The following is a 16100-nucleotide window of genomic DNA, read 5'->3' as shown; positions in this document are numbered from 1 at the left end:
CATATAAATACCCAAAAACTACAAATATGAAAACCTTAATTTAGAAACATAAGCCAGACAGAAATGATAAAATTAACAGACATAGAAAAAATTTACCGTACCAATACGATTGAAACAACTGCCCTCAACAAGATCAACATCAATATTGACAAAGGAGAGTTTGTGGCCATTATGGGCCCTTCAGGTTGCGGTAAAAGTACCCTGCTCAATATCATCGGTTTATTGGATGCTCCTACCGGGGGCATGATCAATATCGACAATCAGGCTGTAACCTCCCTTAGCCGTAAAAAGCTGGCCGTATTCAGAAACCTCAAGCTTGGATTTATCTTTCAAAGCTATCACCTGATCAACGACCTTTCGGTAATAGACAATGTGGAACTGCCTTTGCTCTACCGCAGTGGTATTTCCGGAGCTGAAAGACGTAAAAGGGCGATGGAAGCCCTGGGAAAAGTAGGTCTTGGTGCAAGAACAAAACATTATCCCAATCAGCTTTCCGGCGGTCAGCGTCAGCGGGTGGCCATTGCACGCGCCATCATTGGCAACCCGGAAATCCTGCTTGCCGATGAGCCTACCGGGAACCTGGACAGTGCTATGGGAGATGAGGTCATGAATTTAATGCTGCACCTGAATAAAACAGACGGGACGACCATCGTCATGGTGACCCATGATGCACACATGGCTAAAAAGACACAGCGGATCATTCACTTCTTTGACGGCCAGCAGGTCAGTTAACCCCGGTTTAAACTCATTATCATGCTCAAGAATTATATCAAACTCACATTTAAAATAATGCTCCGCAAGAAGTATTATACTGCACTCACGCTGATAGGCATAAGCCTTACCATCATGATCATTGTGATATTCGCCTCGTTTATCGATCAGATCGTCAGTGCAAACAAGCCGGAGGTTAACCGGGACCGGACCCTGATACTGGACAAGCTCTCCATTTATAAGGATGGTAAAAAGAACAATGCAGGACCCAGCATCAATTTCCTGCAAAAGAACATAGGCAATCTGGAGAGTACAGAAGCTATTTCCTATTTTTCTGGCACCGGGTTCATTTCGACTCTTAACGGAAAAACTGCCGGACACATGCTGACTTTTACCGACGGCAATTTTTGGAAGATCACCGACTTTGAATTTACCGAAGGGAAGCCTTTTCGTTCTGAGGAAGTTAAAAAAGGCACAAGAGTGGCTGTAATCAATGAAAAAACAAAGTCTTATTTCTTTAATGAAAAGGAAGCCCTGGGTAAGGACATCGCTATAATGGGTTTATCTTATAAAGTAATCGGTGTGGTCAAATCTGCTACACCGTTCAGCAGGGTTTATGCAGATGTTTATGTACCCTACACTACGGATGCCAATATTCAACGTAAGAATAAAGCAATTGAAGGTTCTTACAGTGCGCTGCTTTTGGCCAAAACAACCGATCTGCGAAAAGTACGTGCTGAGCTGCGAAACAACCTGAGGAAATATACTTTTTCAGAAGCAGATTCTGTAAAAGCGCATGCCTTTACAGCTTTGGAGCAATTTTCAAAAAGCACCTCGGCCGATGATGCTGAACCGCAATATGGAAAAACGGCAATGATAGTTTTTATCATCCTGACGCTTTTCATGCTTATTCCCGCAATCAGTCTGATTAACCTTAACGTGACCCGTATCGGGGAGCGGGCAGAGGAGATCGGGGTACGGAAGTCTTTCGGGGCAACCTCGGGCGACCTGGTAGGGCAGCTGGTCATTGAAAATATCATCATCACCCTGATTGGCGGGATGATCGGTCTTGGCTTGTCTGTTTATGCTTCGCAATTGCTGGTACATTTTATCAATACTTTTGATCCGCTTTTCAAAATGGAAACAGACAGTTTCATCATCAGCTGGCGGGTGTTTGGCTTCTGCCTTTTCAGTTGTCTGCTGCTGGGGTTGATCTCCGGCGTTTATCCAGCCTGGAAAATGTCCCGCATGAACGTTATTTATGCACTGAAAGGAGGAAATAACTTATGATCCTGCATTTGTTTAAAATGATCCTGAAGCGGAAGAAAACCTACTTTTTCTTATTCCTTCAGTTATTCGTGGCCTTTATGGCCCTGTTTCTGGTCATGGGCCTCAACATGAAAAAGTTTAGCAACTATTTCCAGCCACTTGGATATAATTATGAGGATGTCTGGCTTGTCGAACCTGATTTTCAAAATGTACCAGAAGACAAGAAAGCTGAATACAATAATCTGATCCTGGAAAAGCTCCGGACCATCAAGGAAGTAGAATTGGTCAGCGCGGCGCAGGTCATTCCTTTCCAGCAATGGGGCAGTGAGGAAAAGATCACCTACAAAAAACAAATCATTAAGGCCCTGAAGTTTGAAGTGGATGAGCACTATAAAGATGTTATGGACATCAGCTTAGTTGAAGGGCGTTGGTTTACTGCAAATGACTATGTATTAAATACCATACCAGTGGTGGTTACCAGGGACCTTGCGGAACGGGATTTTAAGAATGACAGTCCGCTTGGCAAAACGATCCTGATAGGGGGCAAAAAAGCGCTGATCGTCGGCATTTCGGAAGCGATCAGAGAAAATACCTCTGCTAATCTTACTCCTGGATTTTTCATGCCGCTCCAAACTGCGGCTGGCAAATATCTGCTGAAATCAGAAAATACGGAAAATTTTCAGTTGCTCGAAGATAAAGTCAGGAAATCGGTAACTTCGGTTGGTGCTGCGGAAATCCAGATCAAACAAAACATATCACTAACGCTGGTCAAGAAGTACGCGCACAAAATTGACTATATTCAATTGAGCATAACATTCGTGGTATTTATATTTTTGCTGGTCAACATATTTCTTGGAATTTCAGGGATGTTCAGCTATAACCTTTCCAAACGTAAGGCCGAGGTTGGCTTGCGGGTAATCATGGGCGCCAGTCCATCGCAGATATTGATGCAGTTTCTTGGAGAATCCATGGTGCTGACTACACTGGGTATTTTGCCTGGCGTATTGATTGCTGCTCAAATGTTGATCATGCAATATTTCGAACCCTATACCAATGAATACTATGGAATTTTGAGTATTCTTTTTTCCGCTCTGTTTTTATACCTGCTGATGCTGAGCTGTGCATTTTATCCAAGTTTAAAAGCGGCCCGGCTCAACCCATCCGATGCATTACATGAAGAATAAACCCTTTAATGAACTGATATGATCCTGATTATTGATGACGATATTGCTGTATGTGCTTCACTGGGCCTTCTTTTGAAACAGGAGGGGTTTAAATCTATAAAAGCTAACAATCCCGAAGAAGCATTGCAACACCTCAGGGAGAAAGTCATAGATGCCGTCCTGCTGGACATGAATTTTTCTATGGAAACCACAGGTGAGGATGGTCTGGTGATGCTTGAACAAATCAAAAAGCTAAGCCCCTCATTGCCGGTCATTTTAATGACAGGCTGGGGCTCTATTAAGCTGGCGGTTGAAGGCATGAAAGCCGGGGCCTCCGATTTTATCAACAAGCCCTGGGACAATGACCATTTGATGCTTGCGCTTAGGACCGCACTGGATCTGTCTGCTGATCAGGAAAGCCCTGCTGCGCTGACACGAAAAAAGCTTAATGAAAAATATGGCTTTGAGAATATCGTAGGCGAAGATCCTCAGCTTTTAGAAGTATTGCAAACTATCGCCAGGGTTAGCCGTACCGATGTTTCCGTGCTGATCATTGGTGAAAGTGGTACAGGTAAGGAGCTGATTGCAGAGGCCATTCACGAAAACAGCCTTCGGAAACACAGGTCTTTTGTGAAGGTAAACCTTGGCGGGATTTCTTCCAGTTTATTTGAAAGTGAGATGTTTGGACATAAACGAGGGGCATTTACTGATGCGCGCAGCGACAGGATGGGGCGTTTTGAACTGGCAGATAAAGGCACGATCTTCCTGGATGAGATAGGCGACCTGGATTTAAACAGCCAGGTAAAACTGCTGCGTGTTTTGCAGGACCGAAAATATGAGGTGCTCGGCGATAGCCGGACACGGACAGTAGACCTTCGGGTAGTTTGTGCGACCAACCGGGACCTGCGCGAAATGATTGCCGACAATAAATTCCGGGAGGATCTGTACTATCGGATCAATCTGATCATCATCCGGCTTCCCCCGCTTCGTGAACGGGCAACCGATATCCCGGTCCTTGCGGGTTACTTTCTTAAGAACCTAAAAGAGATTTATAACAGGCCGGGGCTGCGGATTGATAAAAAAACTTTAAACTGGCTGGAATCATTACCACTTCCCGGAAATATCCGGGAGCTGAAAAACCTGATCGAACGTACTGTGTTGCTCAGCGAAAGGGATATACTGGGAATAAAAGATTTTGAACAGCACCTGGAACATCAGCGACTGTCTAATGTTGCCATGACACTTCCGGCCGTAGGAACGGTCTCAGTTGACGAAATGGAACTTTCCATGATCAGGAACGCCATGATTTTCCATCAGAATAACATCAGCAGAGTGGCCAAAGCATTGGGCATGAGCCGGGGTACCTTGTACCGCAAACTTGAAAAATACAATATCCCGTATGAAACTCAAAACTAAAGTTCTGCTGTCGGCAATTTTGATTCATGGAGTATTTATCTATCTGCTTGCGGTACTTTATAGCTCAGATAGAGATATGTTTTTGATCGCAGAGGCCTTGGTCTTTATCTCAATGATTTTGTCTTACTGGCTATACAGATCGATAAGCAAAACTTTTGATATCATTTCCTCGGGCATAGAAACTTTGAAAGACAAGGACTTCAGCGCTAAACTGAACAATATAGGCCATCCGGAAACAGATGAGCTGGTTTACGTATACAATATGATGATAGATCAGTTGAGACATGAGCGGTTGCTGCAAGCCGAAAAAAGCTCTTTTCTGGGGAAGTTGATTGATGCATCTCCCTCGGGGATCATCATTTTTGATTTTAATGGAAATATCACTTCGATAAACCCTGCGGCTCTTGAAATGATCGGGTTGACAGCAGATGCGATCTCTGGAAAATCCTTGGACCAGATTACCGGAAGACTTGCAGATGAGCTTTCGCTCCTTGAAGTTAACCAGCCAAAGATTGTCGATCTGGACGGTCTAAAATCCTATAAGTGCCACATGTCGACTTTCACTGACCTTGGCTATGCACGGACATTTATTACCATTGAGGAACTCAGCCGGGAAATCTACGTCAGGGAAAAAAATGCCTATGAAAAGGTGATAAAGATGATGTCACATGAAGTGAACAATTCGATTGGCGCAGTTAACTCGATACTGAACAGCTGCCTGAATTATAAAGATCAGCTCAACGCAGAAGACAGGGAAGATTACCAGGCAGCCATGAATGTTTCTATTACCCGAAACAGTAGTTTAAGCGAGCTCATGTCGAATTTTGCCAGGGTCATCCGGGTTCCTGAGCCCATCCGGCATGATGTTGAATTGGTCGAACTCCTGCGCTCGGTGGTTTTATTGATGGAACCTGAAGCGGGTAAAAAAGAAGTGAACTGGCAATGGGAGCTGGATGCTCCGGCATTTGAAATCTTTGCAGATTACCAGCAATTGGAACAGGTATTTATTAATATTCTCAAAAATGCCATACAGGCGATTGACCATTCCGGAACCATACGCGTTCAAACCTTCTCTTCTGCCCGGACGATCTCCATCAGTAATACAGGACCCGGAATTTCTAAGGAAGTAAGCAGCAAACTTTTTTCTCCGTTTTTCAGCACTACAAAAAACGGTCAGGGAATAGGGCTGATGTTAACCAGGGAAATTCTCTATAACCATAATTTTGAATTTTCCCTGCAAAGCAGCGGAGAATGGACGGAGTTTAAGATAATATTTTAAAAAATAGGAGAATTTATCCTTTCCAGATTCCTGATTTTTTGAGGTGCCGCATATTGAAATAATACTTGGATCGAAGAACCTCCACCCTGAGCAGTATCAGAGTTTCCCTACATTCAAAGGATTTCGGAAGTAGGAAAATATTCCATCCGTTACTAGCCTGTTCCCCATTCACTTTCATGTTTTTCCGCCTCCTTACAAACAGGCCACGACAATCGTTATTCCAGGGATAAGTTGACACCCGAAATAGTGATCACCATACTGGAATGAGTGGCAATAATAATATTTGCCTTAAAAGCCTACCCGAAATATACGGGAAAGGAACAATGTCGCCTAATGCTATCCCGCCTTGAATCATTAAAAAGCCCTGTCAAATTTGACAGGGCTTAATTCTCAAAACACCCAATTATGAGTTGTTATTTGCTGTTTTTTTTCTCGGTAACTTCTTTGCGGATATCAGTGGCAAGCACTTTTAGATCCTGCATCGCCTTACGAATCCTGGTGCCGGCAGCACCATTACCAGCATCATAAAATTTAGGCATATCTTTTTCAATGTCGGCGATTAGTTCTTTTACTTTTTCAAATTTTTCCATATTCTTTCTGTTTGTTCTTAATTGAAACGTCTTTTTTGAATGCCTCCTAAGATATACAACTCACCCTAGACAGACAAGCCCTGTTTTTTACCTGCTTTCTGGCTTTGATCCTGCCCCTTATTTTCTGCAATCTTAGCAGACTGGCTTTTGTCCTTTATCTCCAGCTGATCCCGGCGAACTGAGACGCCCTTTTCATCTTTAATGTTGATCGTGCGCAGGCGCGGGTTAGCCTCCACAAACAGCAACGCTTCCTTTCCCTCTTTGGTAAAGCTGACCGCGATAGAATTACCGGCCTTTAGAGACTCCAGTAAATCTTTTCTTTCCTCAGGACGGCCTAGCTCCGCAATTGGAAACTTATCCAGGGCTTTTTCCAGGTTATAACCATAACGCTCCGAAAACTGATCCATCTTATGATTGCCATAGTTGTCCTTTTGGGAGAAATCAACCTTCAGCCAGGCCTGGTAGGCATCCCCGTCACCGTTTACCATCGACTTCTGTACTGCACGCCCGGCTACCAGATTGAATGCCTCATCCGCACCGACATTGTTGCCGCTGCGCATCCTGAATTCCTGGGTTTTATCCTGCGCGTCATGGCCGGTTTTCAAAGTTGCCTGGTATCCATTAAAAAAATACATATCCGAAGTGTTGGACTTCCGGAAATTTAGGTCAAACTGTACCGTCTCGTTGTTCCGGTTGACTTCATGGGTCAACTGAATCTCCGGCTTCTGTGTTTCCACTTCTTTGGCCAATCTGTTGCCCACCTCTGCCGGGAAATCCAAACGGTCCAGGCTGTTTTTTAAAAACTCTAAATTGTTCTCGTTCATAATCTTAAAATTTAAATGAATAATTAAACTACTTTTTTAATTTTCTGCTATTATCCCGTAGCAGGACCGGGTATCCTGTATCCAACTTCTGCTTTAACCTTTTGATCTTTTTAGACAGCAAGCCCTTCGCTGCACTCAGACCGGCACCAGCGATTTGTGTGCCCAGGTTTTGGTCAAAACCCGTTAATCCGATACTACTCATCGCATCTACTGATCCGGCACCTACCGCCTCAGATAACAAAGCTTCAGGTGCATTGATCCCCCGCATCCCGTCACGCCGGTCGTAGGTAGAAAGCGATACCGGGATAATAGATGTCCCTAAACGAATGTTGTCAACCTCCAGGGTAATCCGCTGGTTACTGAAATCGGCCACTCCAAAAACAGCATGGCCGGCCGGAAGAAACTGCCCGCTGACGGTTGCCGAATCGAGCAACCTGAGCTCTATTACTGATCCTTGTCTCACTTTTACCGGTCCTGAAACTGCCGCCGGGATTGCCCTGAATATACTGTCAGGCACCTCATCACTCGCAACTGGCGATTTCACCAATTCAGGATTCTGAATGGCCAGAATCTTATCCATCAATGATCCTAGTTGCTGGATTTCCTGATCTTCCCCGGAGGGTTCCTTCATACTCTGCATCAGCCTTTCCAGCCTGGCTACATCAGAATTGAGCGCAAGATCCGGGGCTGGTTCAGATTTTGAAATTTCTAATGAACGGGCAGGCGCCACGACAGGTGCTTTTACCTGGGCATTGATCTGGGCCAATTTGGAATTAATCTCTGCCTCGGTCGCGTCCGCTTGTCCGGTAGCCAGATTGCCTGCGCGATTAGCGGCTGCTAGTGTGGCCGCTTTGTTTTCAGCAGAGTCCTTTAGCAATTTCTGCGCCTGGTCATAGAGGCTCATTTTATCAGGTTCTTTTTTGTCGTCTTTTAATTGGGCATCAGGTAAAGCCGTATTTATGCCTTTGCTAACCTGGACTTCAGCTGCAGCGGGCTTTGAGCCACCACCCAGGGCAGCGAAAGCCATCGTTAAAAACGGCATTATCAGAAGGGGCAGAATTATTAAAAATTTTCGTCGCTTCAAAAAGGCGGGATCATGTGTTGTATTCATAAGCTTTATATTTTTTATTGTTAATAAATGGATGAGACAATTAAATAAATGCAGGTACTGCCTGCCAAAAGGCAAAAGCAACCCAGCAGTAATAGCCACCTGATCGGCGAGTAATCTTGGGTTTTGGCATTCAACCAGGTGGCAACGTGGGCATGGAAAACATTCCAGGCGTAGGTTACTTTACCAGCGAATCCAGTTGTCAAGGCCTGTCCTTGTTTTCTATTGAACAGCCACATTCCCATAAGTGTTAGGTATATCTTTGTTTTCCAGTATTTCCCAGTGCTGGATTAAAAATCCATGAGGGTTATAATCGGTCTGGGTCTTCAAATCCCTGATCTGTCCGCGGGTCACCAGTTTACGGACAGCCGTGCTGCTTGCCCGGACCAGCCGCTGGGTAGCGTACGTGGTAAACGTATAAGGATAAGTATCAATATTCAGCATGGTGCTGTCTACCTCGATTTCCTGGGAAATACTGGCAGAGATCAGGTTGTTGTAGTAGCCGCTTTCTACCAGGTTATCGTATTGCTTTTTAGCCGACAGGTCAGCAAGCAGCAGCGATTTGGAAACTGAAGCCTTAATCGCTTTATCATCGGGACTGAGATTAAAAAAGTACTGGTGAAAAGTCTTTACATGATCACGGAGCTGTACTGGTAAATTGCTCTTGCGGTCAGCAGACAAGGCTTGCAAGACCTTGCCGTTATACAGGACGTAAATCCTTTCATCCTTTTGCTCAACCAGCCTGCACCAGTAATAAATTCCGAAGCAAATGCAGAATGCGTTTGCGATAATCAGCAGGTAACTGAATAGCTTAATGTGCCTGAAGGCTGTATCTATATTTCTGAGTTGTGTAAACATAGGCTTATAGGTTAGTCATCACTTTTGAGTTTATTCTTGAAATAGTCATTGCTGGCTGAGGCGTTTCCTCCTTTAGAAGACCTTGAGTTGTCACCCAGCGCATCTGCAACCATTCCGCCTGCGACAGGTAGCGCCCTTGTGACCGAACTGGCACCACCAACTACCAGCGAATTCACCTTGGAAACGATGGAATTTCCGCCACCGGCATGCACGAGGTAATTGGCTACCGTAGGCACCGAGAAGTAACCGATGATCCCGATGATGAGAAAACACAAATAAGCCGTATCGGTCGCGCTAAAAAAAGTGTCCCCCTGCTGGTTGACCTGGGAAATATCATAGCGCAGCATATTCTCCTGCACTTTTCCGATGATACTCCCGAATATATTGGCAATGGGTAGCCAAAGGAAAATGTTCACATACCTGGCAATCCAGACGGTGAGCGTATGCTCAAAGCCGTCAAACACCGCGAAGGCTAAAACCATTGGCCCAAGGATTGCCAGGATAATCAGATAAAACGTGCGGATCGTATTGATGCACAGAGAAGCTGCTGCATACACCACCTGCAGCACTTCGCTCATCCATTGCTTAATGGAATTGCGGAAATTATAGGAAGCCTTGGCCATCGCAAAATCTATCCCGTGCGCCAGCCTGTCCAGTATTCCTTCGTTTTCGCGGTTCGGATCTTCCGGGTGAGTATATTTATACCAGCGGTCAGAATCCCCACTACCATCTACTCCGACATACATCTGGTACTGGTCTGTCTTTTTAATAGCATTTTCCTTTTGCTTCAAGAGCACCGCAATCGCCCGATCTGAATCCCTTACCATCCCGGAAGTCGCGGTAACCGTAGGTTTTAGCACCCCGTTCATCAGGGAAATCAGCGAAGGAAATAGCAGGATCGCAAGACCCAATGCGAACGGCCGCATCAGGGGGTAAAAATCAACCGGCTCGGCTTGGGCGATGTTTTTCCAGACCCGAGATGCGATATAAAGCAACGCCGCAAGTCCAGCCAGCCCACGTCCAACACCGATCAATTTGCTGCACAATGGCAGCATCTCCTGGTAAACCTGATCCAGCACCTGGTGCATGCTTTTCATCTCTCCCGCTAAACCGCCCTGCGCAAAGGAAAACATCGGCGCACATACCAGCAGCATTAATACAAAAACAGGCGGTAAAATTTTAAAAAATCTGTTCATAATTAAGAAATCAAGGGTGAACATTAAACAAATCCTCCATCGAGGAAACATCACTCCGCTCCAGTTTGCGCTGTCTGGCAATCCCGATTCCCTGTGCATTGAAGTGCCGCAAAAACAGCAGCTTTTCCTGCATGTCCGAATAGATCGCATCAATTGCCTCAAGCCGCTCATTATCAGACATCCGCATCTGACCTGCAGTGATTACCATCAGTAGCGCTTCCAGGTTCGCCAGGCTTTGCTTACTTAGATTTCCATAAACCGAGCTTAAATAATCAATCTCCTTAATGGTAAACTTCTCAGAAGATTTTAAAGCTGAAAAAGCCGCTTTATACTCTGATAGAATCCGACCTTGTGCTGAAACAATACCTACCACTTTATGGTACTTTCTTACCTCTGGGCTTACGGCCAGCAGCCCGTCAAGGAAAGTCTCATGCAAGGAAAAGTTGCCTTTAGAGATATCTCGAACCGCATTATAACCCGCGCTGATGATCTGGTAACCAGCCTTCATGTCCCGCAAAATATTCTTGAACTGCGAGAGCTTTTCTACATTTAACAATAGCTGTTGTACCTCGGTTGATTGAGCGGATACATGAAAACGAAAGCCGAATAACAGGCACAATGCCATAACCATCATTCTTAATCTACTCGATCCCATGCGACCTCCTTATTTGATCAATGGAATGCTGGTCCTTTTCCCGCTGCCAAACCAGCCGGTCAAAATCGTCTGTAAAGGACAATGCAAAGCCGTATTTGTCTTCCATGGATATTCGAAGAACTTCCAGCCGCTGGATGCGCTCATCGTCGGTCATTTTCAGCTTGCCTGAAGTGATTACCATCAGCAGTTCTTCCAGCTCCGCTGTACATTCAGTTAAAACATTTGCCTTGACCAGCCCAACAAAAGCCCGGTCATTGGCATTAAGCGGAGGAGCCTTCCAGTTCTTCAGAATGGCAACAACCGAAAGACCCCTATCCAGTATCTCGCCCACCAACGCACTTCCTTTTATGGAAGGGTTGACAGCGGCCAGAGAGGTAAAAAAGTTCCGGTGCAGACTGAACTCACCAGCAGTAATATTCTTTGCCAGATGAATTCCGTTGTCGACAATATCATAGCCCTTTTTAGCGTAACCGATATATACCTGCAGGGCAGCGATCTGTTTCAACAGGTATTCTTTCTGGGTCTTTTTCTGTCTGAATAGCTCTGCCCAGGTCTGGCCATAAGAGAGGCCAGACGCCAGAGACAGCACCAATACCAGCGCCAATGCTGCAAAATTTTTACTCGATCCCATACAACCTCCTCACTATATTTACGTCTCCGGCTTCTTTCGCCCTGGAAAAGCTTAGTGAAACCTGGGAGGCATTGTACTGCCTGAGATCCTGATAGTTTTCTTCCATGCGCATCGCTACCGAATTGATGATCTCCAGGCGTTTCGCATCGCTCATCTGCACCTTAAAGGAATTCACCACCAATAATAGCTGATCGATGTTCTTCAGGCTGGCATCCAGGATTCCGATGTACACCTCTTCCATCAGGAGCAGTTCATCCGGCCGGAAATGCTTGTCCCGAGCGAACAGGTTTTTGGCATGCTGGTATTCTTTGATGATGTCTCCCTGGCGCTGGGTGATATTCCTGATCCGCTGGTAATAGGTAATAACAGCTTTCACTCTAACCAGCTCATCAAAATATTCTCCATACAATTCTTTCTGGCGGCTGCTCCAGTCGGCGATCTCGGTTAGCTTCAGTTTGGATAAAGTATTTTCCAACACCTTTTGTGCATTTTGAAGCCAGATCGTTTCGTTCTGCAAGCGCTGCACCCGCAAATCAACGGCCTTGATCACTTTTTTCACTCCGGCCTTAATCACCTCTGCGATGGCGATTTGCGCGGTTGCATTTTTGGTGGGAAAAGAGACCAGCAGGACCACCAGACTGAGGGGCATCACCACCATGTAGACTTTGGCCGTTTTTACGCCATGCCAGAGGATCCCGGATTTTCTGCGGGGGATGTTTTCCCGTAAGCATGAACTATCTGTTATTATTCGTTTTCTCATACGCTGGGTCCCCCTATAAATTATTGACTTTCTGGTATTCCCGCTTTGCCAGCAGCAGACTTTTACCACCCGAAAAAAACCTCACCTGCTTATCCTCTCCATCCAGTACAAGAATTGCTTTCTGCGGATCAAACCTGCCGGTAAAATTCCGGACTTTCATTTCCTCTGGTTGCAGCTTCCCTTCACGAATTCGCTGGAAAGCTGACCTGCGGATCAGCTGATAATTTCCATCACCAGTGGCTGCCAGAATCAACAATGTATCTTTTGATATGCTGTATTCCCCGGACTCGTGGTTTACATAGGTTCCGGTAATCGCAAACTCCGGACTGCGCCCGCACGAGCCAAGCATCAGTATCAGGGCCAGGCAACCTAAAGCAAAGCCATTTAAAGCGTGAACTGTGTCAAACGCCCAATTTTTTATTTCTTTCATCATCATAAATTTAAATCATGGCGCTTTCTTGCGGCGAAGCTCCTCAGCCAGTACAGTAATTCCTTTTTCCATGCTGCCGTACTTTTCAGCATATGCAATGACCTTAAGCTTTTCTGTTTCCTCGGTTGTATAAGCGAGGTATTCTTCCAAACAGAGCTGGTTGCGGTAAACGCCCAGCTTCTGGCCACCCTGGTCAATGAATACCTCCCGGTAATTCTGGCCACCCTGGTTTGATTTGTTGACCGACAGCAGCATTGTTTTGGCTTTATCTGATAACCCCAGCGTAGCCTGCAGTCCGTCAAATTTGTTCATGAACTTTCGCATGTCCAGCAGAATTTTAGTATCAGACAAATTGATCACCGTTTCCTTAATGATAGGTGAGGAGATCAAATCGTCTACCTCCTGGGTGATCAGTGCCGCGATCCCGTTGAACTTTCTAACCGTTTTATAGAGATATTTAATGAAGGAGCTCATACCGGCTTTGGCAATGGCAATCCAGGCCTCATCAATGGCCAGCAGCTTCCGCTGACCTTTCAACTTGCGCATCTTGGAAATGAACATTTCCATAATGATAATCGTAACCGCTGGAAATAGCACCTCGTGCCCCTTTAAATTGTCCAGCTCAAAGACGATAAAGCGCTCGTTTAAGAGGTCAAGGTTTTCAGTTGCATTCAGCAGGAAGTCGAACTCCCCGCCCTTATAATAAGGGTTCAGCACATACAAAAGGTTCTGTATATCAAAATCCTTTTCTTTTACTTTTCCGTTTTCCATTACCTCCAGGTACTCCTGCATCAGGAAATCATAGAAGGTATTGAAGCAGGGAAACAAGTGAAGATTAGCCTCCAGGTGCTGGTAATACAAAGTAATGGCGCCGGAAATCGCTACGTACTCGGAGCGTGAAAAACTCTCTCCCTCCCTCTTCCAAAGCGCCAGAAGCAAAGTTTTCAGGCTTTCTTTTTTTTCAATATCCAGCGCATCATCCTTCCCGATATAAAAAGGATTGAATTTGATCGGGTCGTTTTCTGAGTAGGTAAAGTAATAGCCACCCAGAAGATCACATAATCCCTTATAACTCCCACCAATATCAATGGTCACGCAATGTGTCCCCTGGTCATATAGCGAGCGCAGGATATGATTCATGGCCAGCGATTTACCGGCGCCACTTCCTCCGCAGATGAACATATTGCGGTTGGTCACCAGCCCGCTTTTCATTGGCCCGTCAAACAGGTCAAGATAGACCGGCCGGCCGGAATGACGTTCGCCAAACCTGATGCCCGAGGGATCAGACACCGCCGAGCTTTCCATGTTCAAAAAGCAACTCGCCTGCTCCAGGAAGGTGTCAAAGGTCTCATTAACAGGGAAATCCCCGGCATTGCCTGGAATGCCCGCCCACCAGATTTGCGCCGCACCATCAGTTTCCTGCTTAGCTACGGCATCCATAGCGGCCATCGCTGACGAAACCTTATTGCGGATTTCCTGTAATTCAGCTTTATCCTCCGTCCAGGCCATCACATTAAAGTGCGCTTTGATTGGTAATCTTCCTTCACCCACCGCCTCATGCAGGAAATCATTCACTGCGTCCCGCGAAACTGCGTTTGCCCTGGAATAAGCCGAAAGGGAATGCAGTCGTCGCTTTTTCGCTTCCAGCTCTTTGATCGTTTTCAGCGGGTCACCAATGAAAAGAAACTGGTTATAGATGTGATTGCAATCTAATAGTAATCCTAACACAGCAGCGAAACCTACACTGAACTTGCTTTTATCGGTGCTGTAACGGTCATAGTTCACCCGGCTACCAGCAAGCGAGGGCAAGTGCTCGGCATCAGCCAGGGTGAACAGCTGCATATAGTCAGATCCCACCTTAATCCCATCTGATAAAGAAATGTCCTTTAGTACAGGGCGGCAGTCGTCACCCTGCAAATAGCAATAGCTTTCTATAATCCCAGCTCTTTCATCGGTCCCAGCCAGCTTGTCATCTCCCAGCATATGCAATGAGAACAGTCCGCTGTCTGAAAGTATCCGCTCAAAAGCGCTCACTTTTTCCATAAAATCCGCAAACATCGCCCGGCTCAGGGTTTGGGCGGGAACAACGCTTTTGCGCATTAGCCCGGAGTAGCCGCTTGTTGTTGTCCTTCGGTCTTCCGCTTTTTTGGTCAGCATCAGCAGGCAGCTGTGGGAAAGGTAGGGTAGGCCATTAAATTCCGATTCGCCGGAGCGGGTCAGAAAGGTCTGGTCAGGATGAATATGAGCCACGTGGTGGTTTTTGAAAAACCGGTCCTGTTTGTGTATCACTGTGTTGAATGGCAGGCTCTTGATTGCCTTAATCCAGACCTGGTGTGCCGCTTCATATTCGGCAGATCCCAAAGTGAATAGTCCTGCATGGTCTACCCGGAAAGCAATCGTCAGATCTCCCTGCATGGAGACAATGGCGCCATGCTCCACTTTATAGATCGGGAAAATGTGACTAAATTCTATTGGTTTAGACATACTTCAGGCTTTAAGAAAGTGAATAATTGACGGCGTCGGCTGATCAGGCAGGAAGGAATATTCGGCCTGGCCAATTTTTTGAGAAGCCCATGCTGCCCGTATTTAGCACTCATACGAAAGACAGCCGTGAAGAGTAGAAAACCTAGTCCGACGGTCAGGATGATGAGCAAATACAGGTTAATCCCAGCGATATACGACGCTGCAAACACGAGCAGCAGGCCAACCAGTCCCCCGGCCAGGAAGCCGATGTACTGTGCCTTTAACCCGCGGAACTCAATCGCCCTTCCCACGCCTTTGTTGATCTGATACACGCTGCTCATATCCCGAAGAAAGATTTAAGAACAGTAGCAACTACTACCAGAAAAATACAGCTGCCAAACCAGGCCGTAGCCACTTTAGCGGTATCCGGTTCGCCCGCATTCCACTTGGAATACACTTTTACCGCCCCGACCAGTCCCATGATCGCACCGATGGCATACATCAGGTCAGTACCGGTGTCAAAGTAGCCGGCTACTTTATTGGTTGCTTCGGCTATCCCCTGGTTTCCGTCCTGGGCGGAGGCCATTTGGGTAAAAAAGGAAATTACCGCGATACCTGCACCAAGCGCTTTACCCCAGCCGGGAACCCCGGACGAGAGAGCGACTTCCAGTTCATTGCTGGAAAAGCCTATTCCAAGCTTGGTACCAACTTGCTCGGAAATGTAGGCAAGAACCTGTGCCCGCAAGG

The 16100-nt window shown here is 46.1% G+C and carries 17 protein-coding genes; 5 read left to right on the top strand and 12 right to left on the bottom strand.

Annotation, left to right across the window (positions count from 1 at the left end; translation table 11 throughout):
- Positions 1 to 63 precede the first annotated feature (63 nt).
- The 5 genes from N824_RS26045 to N824_RS26025 are packed head-to-tail and all read left to right on the top strand — an operon-like array spanning position 64 to position 5838.
- Positions 64 to 732, top strand: coding sequence for an ABC transporter ATP-binding protein (locus N824_RS26045; RefSeq protein ID WP_048908040.1), 669 nt, complete (start codon positions 64 to 66; stop codon positions 730 to 732).
- A gap of 21 nt (positions 733 to 753) precedes the next feature.
- Positions 754 to 2001: an ABC transporter permease gene (locus tag N824_RS26040; RefSeq protein ID WP_048908039.1), complete on the top strand. Its 1248-nt coding sequence runs from the start codon at positions 754 to 756 to the stop codon at positions 1999 to 2001.
- A complete protein-coding gene (locus N824_RS26035) occupies positions 1998 to 3164 on the top strand; it encodes an ABC transporter permease (RefSeq protein WP_048908038.1) in 1167 nt (388 codons plus the stop codon). Before N824_RS26040 ends, N824_RS26035 begins: the two co-directional genes overlap by 4 nt.
- Positions 3165 to 3182: 18 nt before the next feature.
- Positions 3183 to 4559, top strand: coding sequence for a sigma-54 dependent transcriptional regulator (locus tag N824_RS26030; protein WP_048908037.1), 1377 nt, complete (start codon positions 3183 to 3185; stop codon positions 4557 to 4559).
- Positions 4543 to 5838 carry a PAS domain-containing sensor histidine kinase gene (locus N824_RS26025; protein WP_048908036.1) on the top strand — a complete coding sequence of 432 codons (1296 nt, stop codon included), beginning with the start codon at positions 4543 to 4545 and terminating at the stop codon, positions 5836 to 5838. Before N824_RS26030 ends, N824_RS26025 begins: the two co-directional genes overlap by 17 nt.
- Positions 5839 to 6251: 413 nt before the next feature.
- Here the strand turns inward: N824_RS26025 and N824_RS26020 are convergent, their stop codons facing one another.
- The 12 genes from N824_RS26020 to N824_RS31085 all read right to left on the bottom strand — a co-directional run bounded on the left by N824_RS26020 (position 6252) and on the right by N824_RS31085 (position 15966).
- Entirely contained in the window at positions 6252 to 6428 is a 177-nt protein-coding gene (locus N824_RS26020) for a hypothetical protein (protein ID WP_048908035.1), read from the bottom strand.
- A 65-nt stretch (positions 6429 to 6493) separates the two neighbouring features.
- The gene (locus N824_RS26015) at positions 6494 to 7252 is read right to left on the bottom strand and encodes a hypothetical protein (protein ID WP_048908034.1); all 759 of its coding nucleotides are present in this window, start codon (positions 7250 to 7252) and stop codon (positions 6494 to 6496) included.
- A 28-nt stretch (positions 7253 to 7280) separates the two neighbouring features.
- On the bottom strand, positions 7281 to 8279 hold the full coding sequence (gene traM / locus N824_RS26010) for a conjugative transposon protein TraM (protein ID WP_235207309.1): 999 nt from the start codon (positions 8277 to 8279) through the stop codon (positions 7281 to 7283).
- A gap of 303 nt (positions 8280 to 8582) precedes the next feature.
- Complete coding sequence (gene traK / locus N824_RS26000; RefSeq protein ID WP_048908031.1) at positions 8583 to 9218, bottom strand: conjugative transposon protein TraK; 636 nt, start codon at positions 9216 to 9218, stop codon at positions 8583 to 8585.
- A gap of 11 nt (positions 9219 to 9229) precedes the next feature.
- Complete coding sequence (gene traJ / locus N824_RS25995) at positions 9230 to 10414, bottom strand: conjugative transposon protein TraJ (RefSeq protein ID WP_084498479.1); 1185 nt, start codon at positions 10412 to 10414, stop codon at positions 9230 to 9232.
- Positions 10415 to 10424: 10 nt separating this feature from the next.
- Positions 10425 to 11069 (bottom strand): hypothetical protein, encoded by a 645-nt coding sequence (locus tag N824_RS25990; RefSeq protein WP_052334272.1) that lies wholly within the window; start codon positions 11067 to 11069, stop codon positions 10425 to 10427.
- Positions 11056 to 11658, bottom strand: coding sequence for a hypothetical protein (locus N824_RS25985; RefSeq protein ID WP_152542466.1), 603 nt, complete (start codon positions 11656 to 11658; stop codon positions 11056 to 11058). The genes N824_RS25990 and N824_RS25985 overlap by 14 nt, the downstream gene beginning before the upstream one ends.
- Before the next feature lie 28 nt (positions 11659 to 11686).
- The gene (locus N824_RS25980) at positions 11687 to 12460 is read right to left on the bottom strand and encodes a conjugal transfer protein TraI (RefSeq protein WP_306413936.1); all 774 of its coding nucleotides are present in this window, start codon (positions 12458 to 12460) and stop codon (positions 11687 to 11689) included.
- Positions 12461 to 12473: 13 nt separating this feature from the next.
- A complete protein-coding gene (locus tag N824_RS25975) occupies positions 12474 to 12890 on the bottom strand; it encodes a hypothetical protein (RefSeq protein ID WP_152542465.1) in 417 nt (138 codons plus the stop codon).
- 15 nt (positions 12891 to 12905) lie between these two features.
- The gene (locus tag N824_RS25970; protein WP_048908028.1) at positions 12906 to 15374 is read right to left on the bottom strand and encodes a TraG family conjugative transposon ATPase; all 2469 of its coding nucleotides are present in this window, start codon (positions 15372 to 15374) and stop codon (positions 12906 to 12908) included.
- Entirely contained in the window at positions 15359 to 15694 is a 336-nt protein-coding gene (locus N824_RS25965) for a DUF4133 domain-containing protein (RefSeq protein ID WP_048908027.1), read from the bottom strand. Before N824_RS25965 ends, N824_RS25970 begins: the two co-directional genes overlap by 16 nt.
- Entirely contained in the window at positions 15691 to 15966 is a 276-nt protein-coding gene (locus tag N824_RS31085; RefSeq protein ID WP_235207337.1) for a DUF4134 domain-containing protein, read from the bottom strand. The genes N824_RS25965 and N824_RS31085 overlap by 4 nt, the downstream gene beginning before the upstream one ends.
- Positions 15967 to 16100: the final 134 nt, after the last annotated feature.

This window comes from Pedobacter sp. V48, from assembly GCF_000523515.1.
Lineage (GTDB): Bacteria > Bacteroidota > Bacteroidia > Sphingobacteriales > Sphingobacteriaceae > Pedobacter.
Note: the sequence above shows the minus strand (reverse complement) of the source record. Positions and strands in the feature narration are given on the sequence as shown.